This is a genomic window from Subtercola sp. PAMC28395, from assembly GCF_018889995.1.
Lineage (GTDB): Bacteria > Actinomycetota > Actinomycetes > Actinomycetales > Microbacteriaceae > Subtercola.
The window spans coordinates 2,088,324-2,111,763 of record NZ_CP076547.1 but is presented as its reverse complement, the minus strand read 5'-3'; the positions used below and the strand labels follow the sequence as shown (position 1 = coordinate 2,111,763).

Here is a 23,440-nt window from a genome sequence, read left to right as displayed (position 1 = left end):
CGTCTATGCCTCGATGACGACCGGCACGATCATCGGGCGACGACGGAAGGAGGTGTTCACCCAGCGGCCGACGGTGCGGCGCACGACCTGTTGCAGGGCGTGCGTGTCACGGGTGCCGTTGCCCACGGCTTCGGCCAATGCAGCGGCGATCTTCGGCTTGACCTTGTCGAAGACGACGTCGCCTTCGGCGAATCCCTTGGCGTGGATCTCCGGACCGACGATGATGCGGCCCGTATTCGCCTCGATGACGACGATGATGGAGATGAAGCCCTCTTCGCCCAGGATGCGGCGGTCTTTGAGGTCGTCATCGGTGATCTCACCGACGCTGTTGCCGTCGACATAGACGAAACCGAGGTCGTACTGGCCGACGATGGTGGCGACGCCGTCTTTGAGGTCGACGACGGTGCCGTCATCCGCCAGGATCGTGTTGCTCTCTGGCACACCCGTCTCGATGGCGAGCTGCGCGTTCGCCACCAGGTGCCGGTACTCGCCGTGCACTGGCATGACGTTCTTCGGCTTCAGGATGTTGTAACAGTAGAGCAACTCGCCCGCGGCAGCGTGACCCGAGACGTGCACCTTGGCGTTGCCCTTGTGCACGACGGTCGCACCGAGCTTGGTGAGTCCGTTGATGACTCGGTACACGGCATTCTCGTTGCCGGGGATGAGCGACGACGCCAGGATGACCGTGTCTCCGGGCCCGACTTCGATCTGGTGCTCGAGGTTGGCCATCCGCGACAGGACGGCCATAGGCTCACCCTGCGAACCGGTCGACATGTAGACGATCTTGTCGTCGGGGATGTCGCCCGCCTTCTTGAAGTCGACAAGGACGCCCTCGGGAACCTTGAGGTAGCCGAGTTCGGCTGCGATGCCCATGTTGCGGACCATGGAGCGGCCGAGAAGCGCCACGCGGCGCCCGTTCGCGTGCGCGGCATCGAGCACTTGCTGCACGCGGTGCACGTGAGACGAGAAGCTGGCGACGATGACCCGGCGGGGAGCCTTGGCGATCACGTTCTCGAGCACCGGCCCGATGGTGCGCTCAGACGGCGTGAACCCAGGAACGTCGGCGTTGGTTGAGTCCACCAGGAACAGGTCGACGCCGGCCTCACCGAGACGCGCGAAGGCCCGCAGGTCGGTGATGCGGTCGTCGAGCGGGAGCTGGTCCATCTTGAAGTCACCGGTGTGGAGCACGACACCGGCAACGGTCTTGATGGCGACGGCCAGGGCATCCGGAATCGAGTGGTTCACCGCGACGAACTCGAGTTCGAACGGGCCCATCTGCTCGGTCTGGCCTTCTTTCACCTGGTAGGTGTACGGCTTGATCCGGTGCTCTTTGAGCTTCGCCTCGACGAGCGCGAGGGTGAGACCGGAGCCGATGAGGGGGATGTCGTTCTTGTGGCGGAGCAGGTACGGAACGGCGCCGATGTGGTCTTCGTGGCCGTGGGTGAGAACGATGCCGACGACATCGTTCAACCGGTCGCGCACGAGTGAGAAGTCCGGCAGGATCAGGTCGACACCGGGCTGGGTCTCTTCAGGGAAGAGCACGCCGCAGTCGACGATCAACAGCTTGCCGTTGATCTCGAAGACGGTCATGTTGCGGCCGATCTCGCCGAGACCGCCGATCGGGGTGATTCTGAGGGTGTCCGGCTTCAGGGCCAGGGGTTCGTATACGGCGTTGGGCATATGCCCTCCTAGAGGGTATTCGGCCTCCACACGGCATTCGCGTGAGGGCACTGGGGTGAAAAAGCCGCGTTCTAGCGGGTCGTACCAGGTATCTTGGGCAGCGCTCCACCAGCGGCGGCGTTGCGGTCGGGTCGGAAATTGGTGAATGAGAGCCCGGGAATGGTGCGGACGAGATCGATTTCGTCTTCGATCTTCGCGGCCTCCCATTCTTCGGGGCCGACGAGAGGGAGTCGCACGCGGGGGCTCGAGATGCGCCCGAGGCCGTGCAGGATGTATTTGACAGCGACGGTGCCGGGCACGTGGGTCATGGTGGCGCGAACCAGGGGCTCCAGCGCCTTGTGCATCGCCGTTGCAGTGGCGAGGTCGCCTGCGTTCACGGCGTCGATCATGATGCGGTAAGGCCGGGCAGCGATATTGTTGGTCACGCCGATGAGGCCGGTCGCGCCGATCGCCAGGTGCGGCAGCACGTTCGAATCGTCGCCCGAGAAGTACAGCAGGTCGGTCCGGTTGAGCACGCGGCTGACCTCGCTGAAATCACCCTTGGCGTCTTTGATGGCGAGGATGTTCGGGTGCTTCGCTGCCCGAAGAATCGTGTCGTAGCTGATCGGGATACCCGTGCGACCGGGGATGTCGTAGAGGATGACCGGCAGGTCGGTCGCGTCGGCGATCATGCGGAAGTGCGTGAGAACGCCGGCCTGTGTGGGCTTGTTGTAGTACGGCGTGACAACGAGGTTACCGTCGGCACCGGCTTTCTCACTCTGTTTGGCCAGCTGCATGGCATGCGCGGTCTCGTTCGAGCCGCCGCCGGTGATGATCTTCGCGCGGCCGTCGGCGACCGACTTGCCCACTTCGACCAGGCGAACCTTCTCGGCGTCGGTGAGGGTCGACGTCTCTCCGGTGGTGCCCGTGACGACGATGCCGTCGGCGCCGTCGACGATGACGCTGTCGATGAGCTTCTCGACGCTCGCCCAGTCGACCTCGCCGTCAGCAGTGAACGGGGTCACCAGGGCGACCAACACCTGCCCGAAGGGATTCTCGGCCGGGGCGGGGGTGGAGGGGATTTCAGTCGAAGGAGCCACGTTGACAGAGTACCGGTGAATCAGAATCCAAGCCTGCCCAACTGTTTCGCATCGCGCTGCCAGTCCTTGGCGACCTTCACACGGATGCTCAGGAAGACCTGCTTGCCGACGAGAGGCTCGATCGCCGCCCTTGCCCGGGCGCCGACCTCGCCCAGCCGGCTCCCGGACTTGCCGATGATGATGCCCTTCTGGCTATCGCGCTCCACGAACAGGTTGGCGTAGATCTCGACCAGGTCGCGGTCGTCACGCTCGATCATGTCGTCGATGGTGACGGCGATCGAGTGCGGAAGCTCGTCTTGCACGCCCTCGAGCGCTGCTTCCCTGATGAGCTCAGAAATACGGGCTTCAAGCCCTTCGTCGGTCTTCTGGTCGTCGGGGTAGAGCTTGCCCGAGCGAGGCAGGAGCTTGACGAGTTCTGCCGTCAGAATGTCGAGTTGCAGGTTGCTGGTCGACGAGATCGGGATGATCGCCTCCCAGTTGCGCAGCTCCGAGATCGCGAGCAGTTGCTCGGCGACGGCAGGGCGCGATGCCGCATCGATCTTGGTCACGATGGCAACCTTCTTCGCACCGGGAAAAGCGTCGAGTTGCTCGTTGATGAACCGGTCGCCGGGGCCGAGCTTCTCGTCTGCGGGCACGCAGAAACCGATCACGTCGACATCGCCGAGCGTCGACTGCACGACAGAGTTCAGTCGCTCACCGAGCAGGGTGCGGGGGCGGTGCATGCCCGGCGTGTCGACCAGGATGAGCTGGCCATCCGGTCGGTGCACGATGCCGCGGATCGCACGCCGTGTGGTCTGGGGCTTTGAGCTGGTGATGGCGACCTTCTCGCCGACCAGGGCATTCGTCAGGGTCGACTTGCCGACATTGGGTCGCCCGACGAACGAGACGAATCCCGCCCTGAAGTCGGGGTCGGTGACGGATTCTGAGCCGATCATTCGGACTCCTTCTCGGGCTTCTTCTTCGTGGTCTTCTGGGACGATCTGGATGATGCGCTCACCTCATCGGAGAGCGGAAAGATCTCGGGGGCATCGCGCTCGACCACGACGGTACTGATTCGCCGACGCCGGCCGTCAGTGCGTTCCGCGGTGAGGACCAGACCGGCGATTCGAGCAACCGAGCCCTGGATGGGCAGGCGGCCGAGCGCCTTTCCGAGCAGGCCACCCACGGAATCGACGTCGTCGTCGTCGAGCTCGATGCCGAACAGTTCGCCGAGTTCGTCGACAGGCAGTCGCGCGCTGACCCGGTAGACGCCGAACGAGAGTTCTTCGATGTCGACCGTTTCACGATCGTATTCGTCGGAGATGTCGCCGACGAGTTCTTCGATCAAGTCTTCCATGGTCACCAGCCCCGCGATACCGCCGTATTCGTCGACGACCATCGCGAGGTGGTTGGATTCGAGCTGCATCTGGCGGAGCGTGTCATCGACGTTCTTCGACTCCGGCACGAACAGGGCGGGCCGGGCGAGCTCTGACACGGTGACCACGTCGACGGCGCGGGGTTTCTCATGGCTGAGCCGCGCCGCGTCGCGCAGGTAGAGGATGCCCGTGATCTCGTCCACGCTGCCGGCGACCACGGGCATCCGTGATACGCCGCGGCTCAGAAACAGGCCCATGCTCTGCCCGACGGTCGCATCGACGTCGACCGTGACCATATCGGTACGCGGAACCATGACCTCGCGCACGACAGTGTCGTTGAATTCGAGGATGGAGTGAATGAGCTCCCGGTCGTCTTCTTCGAGCACATCGAGCTCTGTGGCCTCGTCGACCATGCTCAGGAGCTGTTCTTCTGACGAGAACGTGGCTGATCGTGGCCGGCCGGGGGTCACGCGGTTGCCGATGGCGACCAAGGCACTTGCGATGGGTCCGAGCAGAACGCGCAGAAGGTGGACGAGCACAGCCGTGAGTCGCAGCACGACCCGCGCGTGCACTCGACCGACGCTTCGAGGGCTCGAACCGACCAGCACGAAGGAGACGGCGGTCATGATGAGGATCGAGAGCGTCAGTGCCAGCCAGATCTGGTCGAGGCTGTAGGCGAGAACGATCGTGACGAGAACGGCGGCCGATGTCTCGACCACCACGCGCACGAAGTTGACCACGTTGATGTGCGCGCCGGTCTCTTCGGCAATCGCGCGCAGCGAGCGTTTCGCCCGCGCCCGCTCGGCCAGCTCGAGGATGTCAGCCCGCGACAGCGACGCCATCGCGGAGTCTGCAGCCGCGAACAACCCACCCAGCACGACGAGTACGAATGCGACCGCAACGAACGGGCCGACGAAAGGGAGGGTCGTCATACTCTGCGGCGGCGCTCCTTCATGGCGAAGCCGACCAGGATGTCACCCTGGATGCCGAACATCTCTTTCTCCTCTGCCGGCTCGGCATGGTCGAAGCCGAGGAGGTGCAGAATGCCGTGGGTCAGCAGAAGCAGCAGCTCTTCGAGCGTCGAGTGGCCTGCCGTCTGTGCCTGCCCTTCGGCGACCTGGGGGCACAGCACGACGTCGCCCAGCAGGCCGGGAGGCGTCGGGGCCTCCTCGGTACCCGGTCGCAACTCGTCCATCGGAAAGCTCAGCACATCGGTCGGGCCCGGTTCGTCCATCCACTGCACATGGAGCTGTTCCATTGCCGCCTCGTCGACCAGCACGATCGCGAGTTCGGCATCGGGATGCACGTGCATCTGTTCGAGCGCATAGCTGGCCAGGCGCAGCAGCGCCTCATCGTCGACCGGAATCGACGATTCGTTGTTCACTTCAATGCTCATGGGCGGTCTCTCTGTGTGCTCTGGCTCTGCGCGCTCGGCGTCAGTGTGTGCGGCTGTCGGGATTCGGTCGACGAAGACGCCGTGGCTCCAGCGCGACGCTCAGCGGCACGGTTTCGGCCTGCGAGCTGAATCTGGTCGAAACGGGTGTAGGCGTCGACGATCTGACCCACGAGGGTGTGCCTCACGACATCGTCACTCGTCAGGGTAGCGAAGTGGATGTCGTCGATACCGTCGAGCACACCCCGAACCACCTGCAGGCCACTCGTACCCAACGGAAGGTCGATCTGAGTGATATCGCCCGTGATGACCATGCGCGAGCCGAATCCGAGACGCGTCAGGAACATCTTCATCTGTTCGGGTGTCGTGTTCTGCGCTTCGTCGAGCACGATGAACGAGTCGTTGAGGGTGCGGCCGCGCATGTAGGCCAGCGGGGCCACCTCGATGGCACCGGTGGCCATGAGTTTGGGCACGATCTCGGGATCGAGCATTTCGTTGAGTGCATCGAAGAGGGGCCTCAGGTATGGATCGATCTTGTCGGTGAGGGAACCGGGCAGATAACCCAGGCGTTCACCCGCCTCGACGGCCGGCCGCGTCAGGATGATGCGGTTGACCTCCTTGCGCTGGAGTGCCTGCACAGCCTTGGCCATCGCGAGGTACGTCTTGCCCGTTCCCGCGGGCCCGATGCCGAAGACGATCGTGTTCTCGTCGATCGCGTCGACGTAGTTCTTCTGCCCGAGCGTCTTCGCACGCACCGATTTTCCGCGGGTAGTGACGATCGGCTGGCCGAGCGTGTCAGAGGGGCTCGATGCCCGGTCGGAGTCGAGCATGCGCGCCGAAGCAGTCACCTCGATCTCGGTGAGTTCGTCGTTACCTGCCCTGACCATCTGAACCAATTCTTCGACGAGGCGTTCTGCAGCTTCGACGTCGCCAGCGGGGCCGGTCAAAGTGATCTCATTGCCCCGGCTGTGCAGGCTGACGCTCGGAAACTGCTTCTCGACCAGTGTCACGAGACGATCTTGAGGGCCGAGCAGCCTGACCATGGCCAGCCCGTCGACGTGCACCACGGCCTCAGCGGTGCGTCTATTGGTGCCCGGGCCGTTTTCAGAACCCGGCAAGGGAGCCTTCTTCGAGAGAACCGGCGAGCAGGTGGGCATGAACGTGGAACACCGTCTGCCCAGCGCCCGCGCCGGTGTTGAAGACCAGTCGGAAGTCCCCTTCGGCGTGTTCTGCGGCGAGTTGGGCTGCGAGCGCGACCAGCTCAGCGAGAAGCCCGGGATCACCCGCCGCCAGCTCGACGACGTTCGCGTATTCTTCGGTCTTCGGCACGATCAGGATGTGCACCGGTGCCTTGGGGGCGATGTCGGCGATCGCGATCAGTGTGTCTGTCTCGGCATAGATCGTCGCGGGGATCTCGCGAGCCACAATGCGGCTGAAGATGGACGGCTCGGCAGGAACTGGCATGACTCCATCTTAAGCCGGGCACCTGACAGGCAGCCCGCCCACTGCGGGGAACGCCAGCGACGAGCTGCGTGTGCTACCAGCGACCCAGCCTGGCGTTGAGTACCGCCAGCGCGGCCGGGCCGGCCGTTGACGTGCGCAGAATCGTGTTTCCGAGTCGAACGGGTATCGCACCGGCCCGGGTCAGGACGTCGAGCTCCCCCGCGCTGATGCCGCCCTCCGGCCCCACGACGAGAACGAGGTCGGCCGCAGCATCCTCACCGTCGAGCGAAAAGTCGGTCAGCGCGAGGCTCGCCGTCGGCTCGAGAAGCAGCATGCGGCTGGTGGCGGCCAGCTTCACGAGGTCGCGCGTCGAGTGCAGCTCAGCGACATCGGGGACCCAGGCGCGAATCGACTGCTTTGCTGCCTCGCGAACGATGCTCCGCCATCGTTCGACCCCTTTGGCCACTTTGGCACCCGCCCAGCGCGACACTGACCGGTCAGCACTCCACGGCACGACACCGGCGACGCCGAGTTCTGTCGCGGCCTGGATGGCGAGCTCATCGCGGTCGCCCTTCGCCAGGGCCTGCACCAGCCAGAGCGAGGGGCCGGGCATCCGTTCTTCTGTGACCTCGGTGACAGCGATCGTGAGCTCGGCCCCGGAAGCCCCGACCACCGGCCCTCTCACGATCAGGCCACCACCATCGCCGATGGAGGTGTGCTGACCGACACGCAGCCGGTTCACTGTGACCGCGTGCTTCGCTTCATCACCGTGCAGCGCGACCACATCGCCGACCTCGTGTGGCACAGCGGCAAGATCGTCGCGAAGAAAGAGAGAGCTCACGTGCAGAATCCTATCCGCGCGCGTGGCGCTGGGAGTCGGCCGGGGCGAGCCCACGTCGAACTGACGCGACACGCGCCCACAGCTGACGAGCCGGAAGGCGTGTAGCGTCATCTCGCGGGCCGGATGCCCCAACCGCAAGCCACATCGAAGGGGCCACGCGTCAGTTCATGAACCTGTCGCGGAGCTTCGAGAACAGGCCCTGCTGGAACTGCCCGAGCGTCGGCGACGGGTACTTGTGAGCCGCAGCAAGCTGCTTGACCAGGTCTTTCTGCTTGTGGTCGAGCTTGGTCGGCGTGACGACCTGGATGCCGATCTTCAGGTCACCGCGACCTCCACCACGCAGCTTGGTCACTCCCCGTGATTTGACCGTGACGACCTCAGAACTCTGGATGCCCGCCCGCAGTTCGATCTCGACGTCGCCGTCGAGCGCCTTGACCACGGTGTTCGTGCCGAGCACCGCATCCCACATCTGTACCTCGAGAGTGCAGAGCAGGTCGTCGCCGTTGCGGCTGAAGACATCGTGGTGGCGCACCTTCACCTCGAGGTAGAGGTCGCCCTGAGGGCCACCGGCCGGCCCGACTTCACCCTGCGAAGGCATCTGGAGGCGAAGACCGGTGTCGACGCCCGCAGGAATGTCGACGGGGATGACCCGGCGCGAGCGCACGCGGCCCTGGCCCTGGCACGTGACGCAGGGGTTCGGGATGATCGTTCCGTACCCACGGCACGTGCCGCAGGGCGAACTCGTCATGACGTTGCCGAGCAGCGAACGGACCGTGCGCGAGATCTGGCCGGTGCCGTGGCAGATGTCGCACGTAACTTCATGCGTGCCTGGCTGGGCACAGGTACCGTTGCAGGTCTCACACAACACGGCGGTGTCGACCTCGAGGTCACGATGCGTACCGAAGATGACCTCTCCGAGGTCGACCTCCACGCGGAGCAGGGCATCCTGCCCCCGTTCGGCACGGGACCGGGGGCCTCTGCTCTGGCCCTGCTGGCCACCGAAGAACGTCTCGAAGATGTCACCGAAGCCGCCGAAACCCTGGGCGCCGCCTGCACCCCCGCCGAAGCCGGCCTGCGGCCCGCGGTCGTAGGACTGTCGCTGCCCGGGGTCGCTGAGAACGTCGTAGGCGTGCGTGACGGACTTGAACCGTTCTTCTGCGTCGGGGCTCGAGTTCACATCGGGGTGGAGTTCGCGGGCCAACCGTCGGTAGGCCTTCTTGATCTCGTCGGTCGTCGCGGTTCGCTCGACACCGAGAACGTCGTAGTGGTCAGCCACGAAGGGCTTCTCCTTTGTTTGATACGGAATATGTTGTGATGAATGGGAGACAAGATTCGCTCGCGCGGTGCCGGGGGCTCCTCTCGAAGCTCGGCACTATGCGTCGCTCACGCCTCACCGAGGCTCTTCGAGAGATATCGCGCCACGGCTCGCACCGCAGCGATGTTCGTGGAGTAGTCCATGCGTGTCGGCCCCAGGACTCCGAGTCGTGCCACCGCACCACCCGCAGAGCTGTAGCCGCTGGCAAGCACTGAGGTCTCTGCCAGGCCGAAGGAGGCGTTCTCCCTGCCGATGCTCACCGACATTCCGAACTGGTCAGCCTGCATCTCACTGAACAGACGCAGTAGCACCACCTGCTCCTCCACGGCCTCGAGTACCGGGAGCACACTCCCGGCGAAGTCGCCTTCGGTCCGGACCAGGTTGGCCGCACCGGCGATGAGCAGCTTCTCCTGGCGGTTTGCAGCCACCTGCTCGGCGAGAACCGTCGTGATCATCGCCACCGCAGAAGCCCTGCCGGGTGCGAACTGCGCCGGGAAGATCGCCAACGCACCGGCGGCCTCGTCAAGACCCAGCCCCGCGATTGCGGAATTCACCCGGGCCCGGACGTCTGCCAGGAAAGTCTCATCGGTGTCGAGGGGAACCTCGACGATTCGCTGTTCGACATGACCGGTGTCGGTGATGACGACAGACAGCAGCCGGGTGGGAGCAAGAGCCACGAGTTCGACGTGCCTGACCCGCGCCTGCGACAGCGAAGGGTACTGCACCATCGCCACCTGCTGCGTGAGCTGGGAGAGCAACCGTACAGTGCGGGCCAGTACGTCGTCGAGGTCGACGGATGAACCGAGAAAGGTCTCGATCGCCTGCCGTTGCGCGCCGGAGAGCGGCTTCAGGTCTGCGAGATGATCGACGAAGAGCCGATAGCCCTTGTCTGTGGGTATGCGACCCGACGAGGTGTGCGGAGCCACGATCAGCTCCTCCTCTTCGAGGAGGGCCATGTCGTTGCGGATCGTGGCTGCGGAAACACCGAAGGAGTGGCGGTCGACGATCGACTTGGAGCCGACGGGCTCTCTGGATGCCACGTAATCGTGCACGATGACGCGGAGAACTTCGAGGCTGCGCTCAGAAACCATGAACGATGCCGCCTTCCTCGAACTCGTGTTTAGCACTCCGATGATCAGAGTGCCAATTATATATCGCCCGAAGATTACGACACGCTGAGTAAAGATCATTGCCCCGCGTAGGCACCTCGCAGTATCTTGTGCTTGAACGTGTTCGGCGCGCCCCAATGGGTGAGAGGGGATCGACTCACGCTCACTGTGACAGAGAAGCAGATCGCTTTTTTCCACATTCGTCTGAAAGGCGCACACGAAAATGTCTGATCCCAACGCAACCCCGCCGTATGACCCCAACTCGGGTCAGCCCGTCCCGCCGCCGCCTGCGCAGGGCTACGCTGCGGCACCCGCCGCTCCGTTGTCGCAATCAGACGACAAACTGTGGGCGTCGCTCGCTCACTTCGGCAACATCATCCTGCTGATTCCTGCCCTGGTCATCTACCTGGTCTTCAAAGATCGCGGCCCCCTGGTCAACCAGGAGAGCAAGGAAGCCCTCAACTGGACCATCAATGTGACCGGAGCAGTGGTCGTGCTGAACATCCTGGGCATCATCCCGTTCATCGGGCTTCTCTTCGGCCTGCTGGTTTTCGCCGTGCTCATCGTGAACCTCATCTTCGCGATCATCGGCGGAGTCCGGGTCAACGGTGGTGGCACGTACCGCTACCCGCTGAACTATCGCTGGATCAAGTAACGCGAGGACTCCCCCACTGCCGGCGTTCACTCGACGGCCGAGCGCCCCTCCCATTGGGCTCTATCGCGGGGGGCGCTCCGTCGTTTAAGCTGCAGGGGTGACGTACCAGCCTCCCGCTTCCGAGCCGCCCGTGTCGCCCGCTCCGCTGCAGTATGCGCCGCCGCAGCCGATGAATCCCAGCGACCAGCGCCTCTGGGCGACGCTCATCCACCTCGGCGGAATCGTGTTCGGCGCACTTCCGTCGCTCATCGGTTTTCTGGTGCTCAAAGACCGCGGGCTGTTCGTTCGGGATCACACCCGAACGGCGCTGAACTTCCAGGTCACGATGATCATCCTGCAGGTGGCAGCGGCCATCATCACCATGATCGGCTCGTTCCTACTGATCGTACTCATCGGCATCCCGATTCTGGTCATCGGCCTGGTCGCCGCTCTCGGCGGTGCCGTGCTCGTCATCGTCTTCAGCATCATGGCTGCGATCGCGGCCAACCGGGGCGAACTCTACGTCTACCCGGCGTGGTGCACGATCACATTCGTGCACTGATCTCATTCGTGCACTGATCTCATTCGTGCACTGATCTCATTCGGCACCGCCGAGGCCAATGACTCACGTTCTGCCCGATCAGGCTGTGAGCCGGCGAACCACAGCGTCTGCCAGCAGGCGACCGCGCACGGTCAGCTCGATCGTGCCCGCAAACGCCGACTTCGGCACGATCAGCTCGTCGGCGATGAGGCCGGCCACTTCGCGTCGTGCTGCGTCACCGAGCGAGGAGATCCGGAGGCCGTGGCGGATGCGCGCCTGCAGCAGAACCCGCTCCAACTCGCGTGCTTGGGCGTCGGGCGTCTCCCGGCCTGCCGCCGGTGACAGCCCGGCGAGCATCCGATCGGCGTAGGCCGCCGGGTGTTTGACGTTCCACCACCTCGTGCCGCCGACATGGCTGTGGGCACCCGGGCCGATACCCCACCAGTCGTGACCCTGCCAATAGGCGAGATTGTGGCGTGACCGGTGCGACTCGTACTCGGAATCGAGCACGACGTCGCTGGGGGTGACGGGGGCAGCGCCGGCTCGCGGCCCGCGACCCGATCCGCGCGCCCAGTTGCTCACCTCGTACCACTCGTAACCGTGCGAGCGGAGCCGGGCATCCAGCAGCTCGTACATGTCGGCTTCGAGATCGTCGTCGGGTTCGGGGTACTCCCCCGAGCGGATCTGCCGCGCGAGCTTGGTGCCCTGCTCGACGATCAGGGCGTAGGCCGAGAGGTGGTCTGGTTCGAGCTGCAGCGCGGCGTCGAGCGAGGTCTGCCAGTCGTCGAGGCTCTCGCCCGGGGTCCCGTAGATGAGGTCGAGGCTCACCTGCAGGCCGGCGTCCCGCGCCCACCGCACCACCTGGGGAACCCGTTCGGGCGTGTGCGTGCGGTCGAGCGTTCGGAGCACGTGCGGAACCGCAGACTGCATTCCGAAGCTCACCCGTGTGAACCCGGCTTCAGCCAGCTCGTTCAGGTAGCGGGCATCCACTGAATCGGGGTTGGCTTCGGTCGTGACCTCAGCCCCGGGCTCCAAGCCCCAGGTGGTGCGCACGGCGTCGAGCATGTCGATGAGCTGATGGCTGGGCAGCAGGGTCGGAGTACCGCCGCCGAAGAACACCGTCGAGACTGGGCGACGCTTCACGCCCGACTCGGTCAGAATCCGGTCGGCGAGGGCAACCTCGAGCACGGCCTGCCCGGCGTAGTCGACCTGCTTGGCGCCGCGCAGTTCGCTCGAGGTGTACGTGTTGAAGTCGCAGTACCCGCAGCGGACCCGGCAGAAGGGCACGTGCAGATACACGCCGAATGGATGCCCGTTGGCGCGTTCGGCGGCCGACTCCGGCAGCAGTCCGTCCGGCGGAGCGGGGTCGCCGAGCGGAAGCGCGCTACCCACGTGCCGCCTCCCTGCGTTTGTCGATGCGTCCGATCACGCGCGGGCGGGCAACAACGCGCGCAGGTATTCTTTTGTCGCCTTGCGCTGCTGCCACCGGAGCAGAGGCGAACCCAGCCGGTAGAACCAGGAACTCGGCTTGGAGAAGCCACGGATGACCACCCACACCGAGTCGTCGTCGTGGTGATCGACCATGAAACTCTCTTCACCCATGGCGGGGTGGCCGGGGAGCGTACCGTAGGCGAAGCCGACCCGGTGGGTGTCGCTCGTCACCGAGACCACCCGCACCGGTGCGACGAATCGCACCCCGAAGACGTGGACGACCAGTTCGGCCGAAACACCGGGAGCAACGTGCGGTGTGCCGTCTTCGGTGTAGGTCTGGTCTTCGTCGAGTCCCCGGGGGGCTATGGGCATTCCCGCCGCATCGTAAGTGAGCCCGGCGTAGTCGGTGTCGCTCGCCGGAGGCAGCTCGATGTTCTCGATCTGCATGCCACTGCCGCGCTGGATTCCCCAGGTCAACACCGCCTCGGCGGCCGACTCGAACCGCTCGTCGCCAGACCCGAGGCGCGCACGTGACTCGAACGGTCTGAAACCTTTCGGCGGGTAGTACATCAGGTCGTCGGCCTGGCTCGCGCCGATCGCCGCATAGCTCAGCGATTGCCCGTTGTGCGTCGACCTGGTTCGTCGTTCTGTCTCTGCCACGTGATCCATTATCGCTGTTCGTGCGAGAGGTTCGCTCGTGCGCTAATCTGAACGGCACAATGGGTCCACATCGGGGGAAGCTGGGATCATGACGACGAAGACTGTCCGTGTTGCGTTGACTGCGCTGGTCTCGACTGCGCTCGTGCTGAGCACGCTTGTCGGCTCTGCCGGTGCGATGGCGGCCCAGCCCGTACGCGCATCGGGCGATCCGGCAGTAGCTTCCACGATCCAGCTCGCCCCCCGCGATGCTTTTGTCACCTCTCTCTACGCTGACTTTCTCGGCAGACAGCCCTCGCCTGATGAGGTCGGATTCTGGAGCACACGATTGGCTGCGGGCGCGCCTCGCCGCACCATTGCTGATTCATTTGCTAACAGCGATGAGTATCGTCTGATCCGCATCACCGCCACCTACCGCACTGTGCTCGGCCGGGACCCAGATCCCACCGGCGAATCGTGGTGGCTCGATGCGTTACGCCGTGGGGTCGTTACCACCGACGACATGAGTAAAGCCTTCTACAACTCGGACGAGTTCTACGCTCGCGCTGCCGCTCGGTACAACGCTCCCCCGAACGACGGCGCCTTCGTCGATGCCCTCTACGCGAGCATCCTGGGTCGCGAAGCGATGGGCCTCGAAGGCTTCAATTGGCTCAACGCAGCATGGGCATACACGTTGGGCAGATTTTCGGCGAAACCCTTCCTGATCGACGCCATCTACGACTCGACGGAGGCCGCGCGTGATCGGGTACAACCGATGTACCAGCAGTTCCTGGGTCGAATCGCCGACGAGGGCGGACTCGAGTGGTGGGCATCACTCGACCTCCGAATTGGGGACTCAGCCGTGCGCGGAGGGTTCTCGGGAAGTGACGAGTACTATTCCCGCGCCGTCTCCCGCTACCCCTGAGTACGGGAATCCTCGCCTATTGGCTGCCCGACCTACCGCCGAGGATGCCGCCCGCTTCAATTGATCCAGCATGAGACCCGCGCTGCTTTTCTTCAGAGAACTCAGGATGCCGCGAAGCGGGCGTGCACGCGGGATTCGACCGTGATGTCTTCGGGCTTCAGATCCAGGCCGCCCTCCTGAGCAGAAGCAGCCATCGCGCGCACCATGGGGGCAGCACCTGTCGGCGAGAACAGCCGGGAATCGTCGCCGAGCATACCGGGGTCAGCCAGCGCCAGCGGCACCACGGTGGAAAGGCCGAGGCTCTGGGCGTAGGCCGTCGCGCGAACAACCGCATCGTTCACGGCGCGCTGTTGCGCCTCAGCTGTGATGCGGGACTTTGTGAGCTCGGTGAGCGCCCAGTGGATGCCCGTCACCGTCACCCCGTCGAGCGTCGCGACGTTCTCGACCCAGACTGCCAGCGCAGAAAGGTCAGAGAACTTCACCTCCAGCCCGACGCTCGCGTGGTGCACGAGTGGAAGCTGCGCACCCGCGTTGTTCCACGGGCGCTCACTCCACACGCGCATCCGGTCGGCCGACCACCACGTAACTGTGTTGCCTGCCACCAACTGTTGCGCCTGCTGCGTGAGCGCGCCGTGCAGCTGGGCCGTACGAGACACGACCGACGCCCGTTCAGGGCCCTGGAAGCCAGCGGCAAGCATCACTGTTCCGCGTTCAGCCGGGTGATGGTAGTCGAAGTGCCCCTCGACGGTGATGATAGTTTCAGCCATACGCAGCACCCTACCCGGCCGCTATTTTTCTTTCTTGGTTTCGGTGTCACCTGAGAGGGCAGCGATGAAAGCCTCCTGCGGAACCTCGACACGGCCCACCATCTTCATGCGCTTCTTGCCCTCCTTCTGCTTCTCAAGCAGTTTGCGCTTGCGGGAGATGTCGCCGCCGTAGCACTTTGCGAGAACGTCTTTGCGAATGGCGCTGATCGACTCGCGGGCGATGATCCGCGCGCCGATGGCCGCCTGGATCGGGACTTCGAACTGCTGGCGGGGAATCAACTTCTTCAGCCGCTCGGTCATCAGCAGCCCGTACGCATAGGCCTTGTCTTTGTGCACGATGGCGCTGAACGCATCGACCGCCTCGCCCTGCAAGAGGATGTCGACCTTCACGAGGTCTGCCTCCTGCTCGCCGATGGGCTCGTAGTCGAGGCTCGCATACCCCTGGGTGCGGCTCTTGAGGTGATCGAAGAAATCGAAGACGATCTCGCCGAGGGGCATGTTGTAGTGCAGCTCGACTCTGTCGGTGCCGACATATTCCATGCCGTTCAGGGTTCCGCGACGGCCCTGGCAGAGTTCCATGATCGTGCCGACATAGTCCTTCGGCGCGAGGATGCTCGCCTTGACCATCGGCTCGCTGACGCTCTTGATCTTGCCGCCAGGGAACTCGCTCGGGTTCGTCACAGTGACGGTCTTCTTGTCGTCGGTCGTGACCTCATAGATAACGCTCGGCGCCGTGGCGATGAGGTCGAGGCCGAACTCGCGTTCCAGCCGCTCGGTGATGATCTCGAGGTGCAGGAGGCCCAGGAAACCGCAGCGGAAGCCGAATCCGAGGGCAACGGAGGTCTCGGGCTCGTAGACGAGCGCAGCATCCGAGAGCTTCAGTTTGTCGAGCGCTTCGCGGAGATTCGGGTAGTCCGAGCCGTCGATCGGGTAGAGGCCCGAGAACACCATCGGCTTGGGCTCGCTGTAGCCCTTGAGCGCGACGGTCGCCGGGCGGCTGAATGTGGTGACGGTGTCGCCGACCTTGCTGAGCCGGACATCCTTCACGCCCGTGATGAGGTAACCGACCTCGCCGACGGCCAGCCCCTTGCTCGGGGTGGGCTCTGGAGAGCTGACGCCGATCTCGAGCACCTCGTGGGTCGATTTGGTGCTCATCATCATGATCTTCTCACGCGGCGTGAGCTTGCCGTCGATCATGCGCACGTAGGTCACGACGCCGCGGTACGAGTCGTACACCGAGTCGAAGATCATCGCGCGCGCCGGTGCCTGTGGGTCACCCTGGGGGGCCGGAATCGTCGCGACCACGAGGTCGAGCAACTCTTCGACGCCCATTCCGGTCTTGCCGCTCACGCGCAACACGTCTTCGGCCTTGCCGCCGATGAGGCCGGCGATCTCTTCGGCGTACTTGTCGGGGTCGGCGGCCGGCAGGTCGATCTTGTTGAGCACCGGGATGATCTTCAGGTCGTTGTCGAGCGCGAGGTAGAGGTTCGCAAGTGTCTGGGCCTCGATGCCCTGCGCCGCGTCGACCAGCAGGATGGCACCCTCACAGGCGGCGAGCGAGCGGCTGACCTCATAGGTGAAGTCGACGTGGCCGGGGGTGTCGATCATGTTGAGGGCGTAGGTCTGGCCGTCAAGCGCCCACGGCATGCGAACAGCCTGGCTCTTGATGGTGATGCCGCGCTCACGTTCGATGTCCATGCGGTCGAGGTACTGCGCGCGCATGTCGCGGTCTGATACGACGCCGGTGATCTGCAGCATGCGGTCGGCGAGGGTCGACTTGCCGTGGTCGATGTGCGCGATGATGCAGAAGTTGCGGATGAACGCGGGGTCGGTCGACGCCGGCTGGAGTTCCTGTACTGCTCTGGGGCTCACGCGTTCCTCTGGGTTTCGTGCGAAGTGTTTCGCGCTGGCGGCGGGTTGTGCACGCGCGCGCTCAGAGAAGTTTACGAGACTCTGGTTGCTCGAGCGGCTGGCTCGTGAATTCGCTGTTGAGATTCGTCGGAGATATTGGCAAGCGTCGACAAGAGAGACGGCGACACTCTGCGTTCCGCCGAAAGTGGAGTCGGCTCAGACCGTAGCCGGTGCGGGCGGGCGGGGCAGACGACGGATGCCCGTCTCGATGTCTGCGAGATCTGCAGCCACGCACAGGCGGATCCAGCCCTCACCGTGCCGGCCGAACGCGCTGCCCGGCGCCACCGCCACGCGCTGTTCGAGCAGGAAGCGCTCCGCCCACTCGGCAACATCGCCGCCCGTCGCATACGAGACGTCCACCCAGAGGTAGAACGCCCCAGACGGCTCGAGGTACTCGATGCCGAGCTCGCGCAGGAGTTCAGTGGCGGCCTGGAGGTTCTCGCGGTAGTGAGTTGCCGCCGTGAGAACGTGATCCTGCGGCCCGGTGATCGCTGCCACCGCTGCGAGCTGGGTGGGGAGGTTGATGCAGCTGATGATCGCCTCCTGCGCCGTGCGGAGGATCTGCGACATGCCGGGCGGGGTCACCAGGTAGCCGATCCGTGCTCCCGTGAGCGCGTACGTCTTCGACAGGGAGAACACCGAGAACACCCGGTCTTCGTCGTCGAGGGCAGCGATGGAGGTGTGCAGCGAACCATAGGTGAACCGCTCATAAACCTCGTCACTCAGCACCCAGAGGTCGTGCCTGCGGGCAAATGCGAGGAGCTTCTCGATGGTCTCCCGCGGAAGGATCGCTCCCAATGGATTCGATGGGGAGTTCACGATGATCATGCGGGTGTTGGCCGTGACGAGACGCTCGAGTTCGTCGAAGTCCGGCAGGAAGTCATGAGAGCTGCGCAGCGTGTAAGGAACGGGCACGGCGGAGATCATCCGTGCGTTCATCGGGAAGGTCGAGTAGCCGGGGTCGGGCAGCAGCACCTCATCTCCCGGGCCGAGCGCCAGGGTCATGGCGAGGTAGAGGGCGTGCATGCCGCCGTTGGTCACCCACACCTGCTCGGCGTCGACCACGATCCCGTTCTCGGCGGCGAGCTTGGCGACGATCGCAGCGCGAAGCTCCGGAATGCCACCGTTGGGCGTGTAGTAGGTCTCGTCTGCTTGCCACGCGCGGGCGGCGGCTTCGAGGATGTGCGGCGCGACAGCGACATCGGGCTCTCCCACGGCGAGAAAGACCACATCGTCGAGCGATTGGGCCAGCTCGAATATGCGGCGGATACCCGAAGGGGGCACTGAATCCATGTGCGCGGCGAGATGGGGCATAGGGTTAACGGTAATCGCATCCGAATGCGCGGGTTGCCGCGGTCTGGATTGAAGTAGAGGCCAGCAACTGGTAGTGTTGCCTGTTGGCTTCCGCACTCGCTTTGTGAACGCGAGCTGCGATACAGATACCCCCCAGACCAGCACCAGATACAGAGGATAATTCCGTGGCAAATATCAAGTCCCAGATCAAGCGCATCGGCACCAACGACAAGGCGCACGAGCGCAACAAGGCCGTGAAAAGCGAGCTGAAGACCGCCATCCGCGCCGTCAAGACCAGCGTTGCCGCGGGCGACAAGGAGAAGGCCACGGCCGCTCTGAGCCTCGCAGGCAAGAAGCTCGACAAGGCTGCCAGCAAGGGCGTCATTCACAAGAACCAGGCTGCGAACCGCAAGTCGTCGATCTCCACGAGCGTCGCCGCCCTCTGAATTTATTGATTTGCGCGCGCTCCTCGCGCAAATCTACGAAAAAAGCCCCGCAACCGCGGGGCTTTTTTGCGTGACCCCGCCGGCACAACGACAGGCAGAGCGAGCACAGCTCACGGTGCGTGGAAACGTCCCGAACCGCGGCACTTTCGGGACAATTCAGCTCACCGAGCCGCGTCTCTGACTCGGTGTACGCGCAGCTCAGCGCTCGCCCCGGGAGGCGATCGTGGCGATCATGCGCTCGAGGGAGTAGACCGGGTCACGGCCGCCGCCCTTGATGTTCTCGTCGGTCTCAGCGAGGATCTGGATGCTGCGGCCGAGGCCCTCGCCCGTCCACCCCTGAAGGTCCCGACGGGCGCGGTCGACCTGCCAGGGTGCCATGCCAAGCTGCCCGGCGAGCTGGCCTGAACCGCCCCTCGTGCCGAGTACCTTCGCCATCGTGCGAAGCTTCATCGCGAAAGCGGCAACCATCGGCACCGGGTCTGCGCCGGTAGCAAGAGCGTGCCGAAGCAGCGCCAGCGACTCGCCGTACCGGCCAGCGATCGCACTGTCTGCAACGGCGAAAGCATTGGTTTCGACTCGGCCGGAGTAGTACCGCTCGACGGTCGCTTCGGTGATCTCGTCTGACGTGTCGGCGATCAGCTGGCCACAGGCACTGGAGAGTTCGGCGAGGTCGTCGGTGAAGGCCGAAACGAGGGCCCGAAGAGCGCCGGGGCTGACCCGCCGACCCGCCGCACGGAATTCTGCGACGGCGAAGTCATAGCGCTCGGTGTCTTTCTTGAGTTCAGCGCAGACGACCTCGATGACATCGCCGCCGCTGGCGCGCACGGCATCGAGAAGGCGCTTGCCGCGCACTCCCCCGCCGTGGCGAAGCACGACACACGTGTCATCGGCTGGATAGGCCAGGTAGTCGATCGCTTCGAGCAGAAACCCGTCTGTGCACTTCTCGACTGACGACACCCTGATCAGGCGCGGTTCGCCGAACAGCGAGGGGCTCGCCATGGTGAGCAGCTCGCCCGGCGCGTAACCAGAGGCGTCGATGTCGCTCACCTCGAGGCTCGGGTCTTCGAGCTTCAGCAGCTCGCGAAGGCGCCGGATGGCACGGTCGGCGAGAAAGGACTCCGGGCCCGAGACCAGCACCACAGCGGCAGGGCGGATGTTCTCCCAGCTCAGTTGTGGAATGACAGGGGCAGGCGACTTGGCCGAAGCCTTGGCCGGTGAGCGAGAAGCGCCCCGCGCGCCGGCGGACCCACCGGATCGTGCTCCTGCCACCACCACACCTCATCTCTTCTTCTCAACCCTAGCCTGACCGTCTGACCACACCACGATGCCGTCGGGTGAGGGCGCGACCACGATCATGCCGAGAAGATCGGTGCGGAAGACGCTGGTCTGGCTGCGACCGAGAATACCCAGCAGCCGGTCGGTCGGATGCCCGTACCGATTGTTCGCACCGACCGAAATCAACCCCACCGCTGCCCGGATGGCCTGGTAGAAGTCTTCACTCTGGTCGGCACTTCCGTGGTGCGCGACCTTCACGACGTCTTCGTGGCTCAGAAGGTTGGCCGCCGAAACCAGTCGCTGGGAGTCTTCGCCCAGGTCACCCAGGAAGAGCGAGCGGAGGGAACCCGTGAACTCGATCGTCACACTCGCATCGTTACCGCGGAGCTGTGTGTCTACGGGTGGCCAGAGGATGTTCCACGACAGGCCGGCCAGCTCGCCGACGTCGCCGCGGTGAGCGTGGCGAACCTCAGCGCCTGCTTGTGTGAGGGCGTCTGCCATCGCAGCATCGCGGCCGTCTTCGGCCGGACCGAGCAGTACCACCGAGACCATTCCGAGAACGGCTGACAGCCCGCCCACATGATCGAGGTCGTAGTGAGTGAGCACGAGCAGGTCGATCCGGGAGATCGAGAGGCGATCCAGACAGGAGCGGAGCAGCTCAGGGTCGGGCCCGACATCCACCAGCGCAAACCGATCGGCGTCGTGCACGGCGACGGCATCGCCCTGACCGATGTCGCAGGCGGCGATCTGCCAGTTGCCCGGCCACGCCGAGCCGGCAGAGAGAGTCACGCCAAGGCCTGAGCCCGCGTAGATCGCGCCGGAGACGAGTACAAGGAGTGCGCAAGCCACTCGGAGGGCACGAACCCGGCGCCTCGGACTCCAACGCCGTTCACCGTATTGGCTTCGTCGCGAAAGACGGTTGTGGATCATGGGTTCTCCGCCGCTCCTAGCGTCGGATCACGCACGAACACCGCCACGAACGCTGCCGCCGTGAAAATGATCACCAGCGCTGACCCCGAGGCCCCGCCCTGCCAGGGAAGGGTCGCTCCGGGAAGATCAGCGAAGAAGGTGGCGACACCGGCGATCCACGAAGCCGGCACCCACGTCAGCCACGCCCCGGCACTGGCCAGTGACGGCACCACTGCGCCCGCAACGCAGGAGATCAGCCCGATCACCGTCGCTACGGGCGCGGCCGGCTCCGCGAGCAGATTCGCGACAACGCTGTACGTCGAAATGCTGGGTGAAAGCAGAACGAGCACAGGCTGGCACGCGAGCTGTGCGGCGAGAGGCACCGCAATCACCAGGGAGATGCCAGAGGGAAACCACCGCGAAAGGAGCCTGTGCAGCGGCCTCGTCAGCAGAAGCAGTCCGCCCGTGGCCAGAACAGAGAGCGCGAGGCCGTAGCTTCGTGAGAGCCAGGGATCGGCCACGAGCATGACCACGCACGCAAGCGCCAGGGCTGGCAGGGCACGGGGTGTTCTGCCCGAGGCCAGCGCGAGCAGAACGATCGTTGCCATCACGGCCGCGCGGAGCACGCTGGGTGAGGGAGTGACGAGAACCACGAAGGCAGCCATCACAATGAGACAGAGTGTGATGCGCGAGCGGCGCGACAGCCGGAACGCCCCGCCCAGCAGCATGATTGCGGCGACGACGATGGCGCAGTTCGCTCCGGAGACGGCCGTCAGGTGACTGAGCCCGCTCGTGATCATGCTCGAGTTGAGTTCGTCGCTCACCAGGCTCACGTCGCCGATGGCCAGACCCGGGACGAGTTGGGCTCCGGCCCCAGGCAGCACAGAGGCACTCCGGCGAAAGGAGTCACGGAGCCGGTTCGCCCAGTCGAGGTACCAGGGCGGCTGGGCGAGCACCGTCGCCACACCCTCAGCGAAGAAAAGGGCGGCCACACTCTCGCCGGGGTCGGTGGCCTGCAGTTTTCCCATCAGCCCGAGTTGGGCGCCGATGGAGACCGGAGCGGCAGACTCCGACCTCAGAAAGACCAGCACCGGCATGCGTAGCTCGATATGCTGCATCGTCGTCTTCAAGAGAGTGGCCGTCGCCGAGAACCGAATGGAGTGCTCGACGCCGCTGAAGCCCTGACTCTCTGTCTGCACCGGTGCGGAGTCGACCGTGACGATGACAGAAACGCTGTGGCCGACCAGCCGGGAAGCGTCACCCGGAAATCGCGCTGGCAGATGCGCGAAAACAGAGACACAGACCAATGCCACGGAGGCCGCGATCACTGCCACAGTCGCTCCCAGTGTGCGAACCCATCCGCGATTGATGTGCATTGCGCAGACCACCACCACGACCACGGCACACGTGAAGGCTGCCGCTGCCGCGACAGGAAGCACCTCCGCGGCCACTGCTGAGGGAAGCCCGACAGCAAGAGCTGCAACAAGCCAGCACGCTGCAGCGGGCAGCACAAGGCGAAGATCGACGCGAGCAAGCGCGCCTCCCTCGTCAACTCCAGGACCTGCCGTGGCAGCCACAATTCAGACCGTGACCAGGGGTTGAAGCTCGGCGAAGGTCTTGTCGCCGATGCCGGATACATTCTTCAGGTCTTCCACCTGCGTGAAGGGGCCGTTCTCCGATCGCCAGGAGATGATTCGCTGGGCCAACGCGGGGCCCACGTGTGGCAGGGTCTCGAGCACGCCCTGGTCGGCAGTGTTGAGATTCACCGGCTGCAAAGGGAGTGCTTTTCCTCCCAGTGGTGAAGCTGAACCTCCGCCACCGGCCTGCGCCGCAGCTCCGGCCGCGACCGAGCCGAGTGCAGGAGACGCGCCCCGTTCAGGAATGACGATCTGTTCGCCATCTTTGACGACCCGTGCGAGGTTCTGCTGACCCTGATCGGCCTCCGGTGTGAAACCACCTGCTGCACCGACCGCATCGACGACGCGATCGCCGACAGGCAATTCGTAGAGACCCGGTGCGGTCACCGCACCGAGCACATGGACGAGAATGACCGCGCCGGTCACCCCGCTCGCAGGCACTGCACCCTTACTGGCTGGTGCTGAACTGCCAGGGCCTCCGACGCCCGCAGCGCTCCCTGCGGGAAGCGCCGTCGGAGGAACCGTGGTGTCACGCGCACTATGCCCTCCCTGTGGAGCCGACGACGATTCCGGCCCGGGGCCGTCGGATACCGGAGATGACGCGGCCGCGGGATGAGTCGTGCCGGACGACGAGAGTGAAATCGTGCCAGTTCGACCACGCGGACTGAACATCGAGATGAGCACGGCACACACCAGTGCCCCGAGAACGAGCACCACGGCAGCCGAGACACCCACTCTCAGACGAGACCGAGGAAGAGTTGAGGGTTTCACTGCAGCGCGGGTATCTGTGGAGCGGGGCTCTGCTGTGCGGACTACTGAT

Annotated in this window: 23 protein-coding genes; 4 read left to right on the top strand and 19 right to left on the bottom strand. The window is 64.6% G+C overall.

Features of this window, described 5'->3' with window-relative positions:
* Positions 1-3 precede the first annotated feature (3 nt).
* The 10 genes from KPL76_RS09735 to hrcA form a co-directional block, all read right to left on the bottom strand.
* Positions 4-1,680 (bottom strand): ribonuclease J, encoded by a 1,677-nt coding sequence (locus KPL76_RS09735; protein WP_216332800.1) that lies wholly within the window; start codon positions 1,678-1,680, stop codon positions 4-6.
* Positions 1,681-1,751: 71 nt separating this feature from the next.
* Complete coding sequence (gene dapA / locus KPL76_RS09730; protein ID WP_253201984.1) at positions 1,752-2,759, bottom strand: 4-hydroxy-tetrahydrodipicolinate synthase; 1,008 nt, start codon at positions 2,757-2,759, stop codon at positions 1,752-1,754.
* Between the two features lie 20 nt (positions 2,760-2,779).
* Complete coding sequence (gene era / locus KPL76_RS09725) at positions 2,780-3,694, bottom strand: GTPase Era (RefSeq protein ID WP_216332798.1); 915 nt, start codon at positions 3,692-3,694, stop codon at positions 2,780-2,782.
* A complete protein-coding gene (locus KPL76_RS09720) occupies positions 3,691-5,046 on the bottom strand; it encodes a hemolysin family protein (RefSeq protein WP_216332795.1) in 1,356 nt (451 codons plus the stop codon). Before KPL76_RS09720 ends, era begins: the two co-directional genes overlap by 4 nt.
* The gene (gene ybeY, locus KPL76_RS09715; RefSeq protein WP_216332793.1) at positions 5,043-5,510 is read right to left on the bottom strand and encodes an rRNA maturation RNase YbeY; all 468 of its coding nucleotides are present in this window, start codon (positions 5,508-5,510) and stop codon (positions 5,043-5,045) included. Before ybeY ends, KPL76_RS09720 begins: the two co-directional genes overlap by 4 nt.
* Entirely contained in the window at positions 5,507-6,625 is a 1,119-nt protein-coding gene (locus tag KPL76_RS09710; protein ID WP_371733889.1) for a PhoH family protein, read from the bottom strand. Before KPL76_RS09710 ends, ybeY begins: the two co-directional genes overlap by 4 nt.
* The gene (locus KPL76_RS09705; protein WP_216332778.1) at positions 6,612-6,971 is read right to left on the bottom strand and encodes an HIT domain-containing protein; all 360 of its coding nucleotides are present in this window, start codon (positions 6,969-6,971) and stop codon (positions 6,612-6,614) included. Before KPL76_RS09705 ends, KPL76_RS09710 begins: the two co-directional genes overlap by 14 nt.
* A 73-nt stretch (positions 6,972-7,044) precedes the next feature.
* On the bottom strand, positions 7,045-7,791 hold the full coding sequence (locus tag KPL76_RS09700) for a 16S rRNA (uracil(1498)-N(3))-methyltransferase (protein ID WP_216332776.1): 747 nt from the start codon (positions 7,789-7,791) through the stop codon (positions 7,045-7,047).
* A gap of 160 nt (positions 7,792-7,951) precedes the next feature.
* Positions 7,952-9,067: a molecular chaperone DnaJ gene (gene dnaJ / locus KPL76_RS09695; protein WP_216332774.1), complete on the bottom strand. Its 1,116-nt coding sequence runs from the start codon at positions 9,065-9,067 to the stop codon at positions 7,952-7,954.
* Positions 9,068-9,174: 107 nt separating this feature from the next.
* A complete protein-coding gene (gene hrcA, locus KPL76_RS09690; protein WP_216332773.1) occupies positions 9,175-10,197 on the bottom strand; it encodes a heat-inducible transcriptional repressor HrcA in 1,023 nt (340 codons plus the stop codon).
* 241 nt (positions 10,198-10,438) lie between these two features.
* On the opposite strand from hrcA, the gene KPL76_RS09685 reads away from it, so the two are divergent.
* The gene (locus tag KPL76_RS09685; RefSeq protein WP_216332771.1) at positions 10,439-10,870 is read left to right on the top strand and encodes a DUF4870 domain-containing protein; all 432 of its coding nucleotides are present in this window, start codon (positions 10,439-10,441) and stop codon (positions 10,868-10,870) included.
* 97 nt (positions 10,871-10,967) lie between these two features.
* Positions 10,968-11,411, top strand: a complete 444-nt coding sequence (locus KPL76_RS09680; protein ID WP_371733888.1) for a DUF4870 domain-containing protein — start codon at positions 10,968-10,970, stop codon at positions 11,409-11,411.
* Between the two features lie 78 nt (positions 11,412-11,489).
* Here KPL76_RS09680 and KPL76_RS09675 read toward each other — a convergent pair whose 3' ends face one another.
* Entirely contained in the window at positions 11,490-12,782 is a 1,293-nt protein-coding gene (locus tag KPL76_RS09675) for a coproporphyrinogen-III oxidase family protein (RefSeq protein ID WP_216332763.1), read from the bottom strand.
* A gap of 33 nt (positions 12,783-12,815) precedes the next feature.
* Positions 12,816-13,481 (bottom strand): DUF1990 family protein, encoded by a 666-nt coding sequence (locus KPL76_RS09670; protein WP_253201983.1) that lies wholly within the window; start codon positions 13,479-13,481, stop codon positions 12,816-12,818.
* 88 nt (positions 13,482-13,569) lie between these two features.
* Between KPL76_RS09670 and KPL76_RS09665 the strand changes: the two genes are divergently transcribed.
* On the top strand, positions 13,570-14,382 hold the full coding sequence (locus tag KPL76_RS09665; RefSeq protein ID WP_216332759.1) for a DUF4214 domain-containing protein: 813 nt from the start codon (positions 13,570-13,572) through the stop codon (positions 14,380-14,382).
* Positions 14,383-14,483: 101 nt separating this feature from the next.
* Here KPL76_RS09665 and KPL76_RS09660 read toward each other — a convergent pair whose 3' ends face one another.
* From KPL76_RS09660 to KPL76_RS09650, 3 genes are all read right to left on the bottom strand, one after another.
* Positions 14,484-15,149, bottom strand: a complete 666-nt coding sequence (locus KPL76_RS09660) for an SIMPL domain-containing protein (protein WP_216332757.1) — start codon at positions 15,147-15,149, stop codon at positions 14,484-14,486.
* Between the two features lie 21 nt (positions 15,150-15,170).
* Positions 15,171-17,021: a translation elongation factor 4 gene (lepA, locus tag KPL76_RS09655; RefSeq protein WP_216332755.1), complete on the bottom strand. Its 1,851-nt coding sequence runs from the start codon at positions 17,019-17,021 to the stop codon at positions 15,171-15,173.
* Between the two features lie 195 nt (positions 17,022-17,216).
* Positions 17,217-18,374: a pyridoxal phosphate-dependent aminotransferase gene (locus KPL76_RS09650; protein WP_216332753.1), complete on the bottom strand. Its 1,158-nt coding sequence runs from the start codon at positions 18,372-18,374 to the stop codon at positions 17,217-17,219.
* Between the two features lie 164 nt (positions 18,375-18,538).
* On the opposite strand from KPL76_RS09650, the gene rpsT reads away from it, so the two are divergent.
* Complete coding sequence (gene rpsT, locus KPL76_RS09645) at positions 18,539-18,799, top strand: 30S ribosomal protein S20 (RefSeq protein ID WP_216332750.1); 261 nt, start codon at positions 18,539-18,541, stop codon at positions 18,797-18,799.
* Between the two features lie 198 nt (positions 18,800-18,997).
* Here the strand turns inward: rpsT and holA are convergent, their stop codons facing one another.
* The 4 genes from holA to KPL76_RS09625 all read right to left on the bottom strand — a co-directional run bounded on the left by holA (position 18,998) and on the right by KPL76_RS09625 (position 23,355).
* On the bottom strand, positions 18,998-20,068 hold the full coding sequence (gene holA, locus KPL76_RS09640) for a DNA polymerase III subunit delta (RefSeq protein WP_253201982.1): 1,071 nt from the start codon (positions 20,066-20,068) through the stop codon (positions 18,998-19,000).
* Between the two features lie 9 nt (positions 20,069-20,077).
* Positions 20,078-20,863, bottom strand: a complete 786-nt coding sequence (locus KPL76_RS09635) for a ComEC/Rec2 family competence protein (protein ID WP_216332749.1) — start codon at positions 20,861-20,863, stop codon at positions 20,078-20,080.
* A gap of 137 nt (positions 20,864-21,000) precedes the next feature.
* Positions 21,001-22,560: a ComEC/Rec2 family competence protein gene (locus tag KPL76_RS09630; RefSeq protein ID WP_216332746.1), complete on the bottom strand. Its 1,560-nt coding sequence runs from the start codon at positions 22,558-22,560 to the stop codon at positions 21,001-21,003.
* Positions 22,561-22,563: 3 nt separating this feature from the next.
* Positions 22,564-23,355, bottom strand: a complete 792-nt coding sequence (locus KPL76_RS09625) for a helix-hairpin-helix domain-containing protein (RefSeq protein ID WP_216332744.1) — start codon at positions 23,353-23,355, stop codon at positions 22,564-22,566.
* Positions 23,356-23,440 lie beyond the last annotated feature (85 nt).

Bases quoted from the DNA above. Each gene is read 5' to 3' on its own strand.
- KPL76_RS09735 (WP_216332800.1), bottom strand. From the start codon at position 1,680: ATGCCCAACGCCGTATACGAACCCCTGGCCCTGAAGCCGGACACCCTC.
- era (WP_216332798.1), bottom strand. From the start codon at position 3,694: ATGATCGGCTCAGAATCCGTCACCGACCCCGACTTCAGGGCGGGATTC.
- KPL76_RS09720 (WP_216332795.1), bottom strand. From the start codon at position 5,046: ATGACGACCCTCCCTTTCGTCGGCCCGTTCGTTGCGGTCGCATTCGTA.
- ybeY (WP_216332793.1), bottom strand. From the start codon at position 5,510: ATGAGCATTGAAGTGAACAACGAATCGTCGATTCCGGTCGACGATGAG.
- KPL76_RS09705 (WP_216332778.1), bottom strand. From the start codon at position 6,971: ATGCCAGTTCCTGCCGAGCCGTCCATCTTCAGCCGCATTGTGGCTCGC.
- hrcA (WP_216332773.1), bottom strand. From the start codon at position 10,197: ATGGTTTCTGAGCGCAGCCTCGAAGTTCTCCGCGTCATCGTGCACGAT.
- KPL76_RS09685 (WP_216332771.1), top strand. From the start codon at position 10,439: ATGTCTGATCCCAACGCAACCCCGCCGTATGACCCCAACTCGGGTCAG.
- KPL76_RS09665 (WP_216332759.1), top strand. From the start codon at position 13,570: ATGACGACGAAGACTGTCCGTGTTGCGTTGACTGCGCTGGTCTCGACT.
- KPL76_RS09660 (WP_216332757.1), bottom strand. From the start codon at position 15,149: ATGGCTGAAACTATCATCACCGTCGAGGGGCACTTCGACTACCATCAC.
- KPL76_RS09650 (WP_216332753.1), bottom strand. From the start codon at position 18,374: ATGCCCCATCTCGCCGCGCACATGGATTCAGTGCCCCCTTCGGGTATC.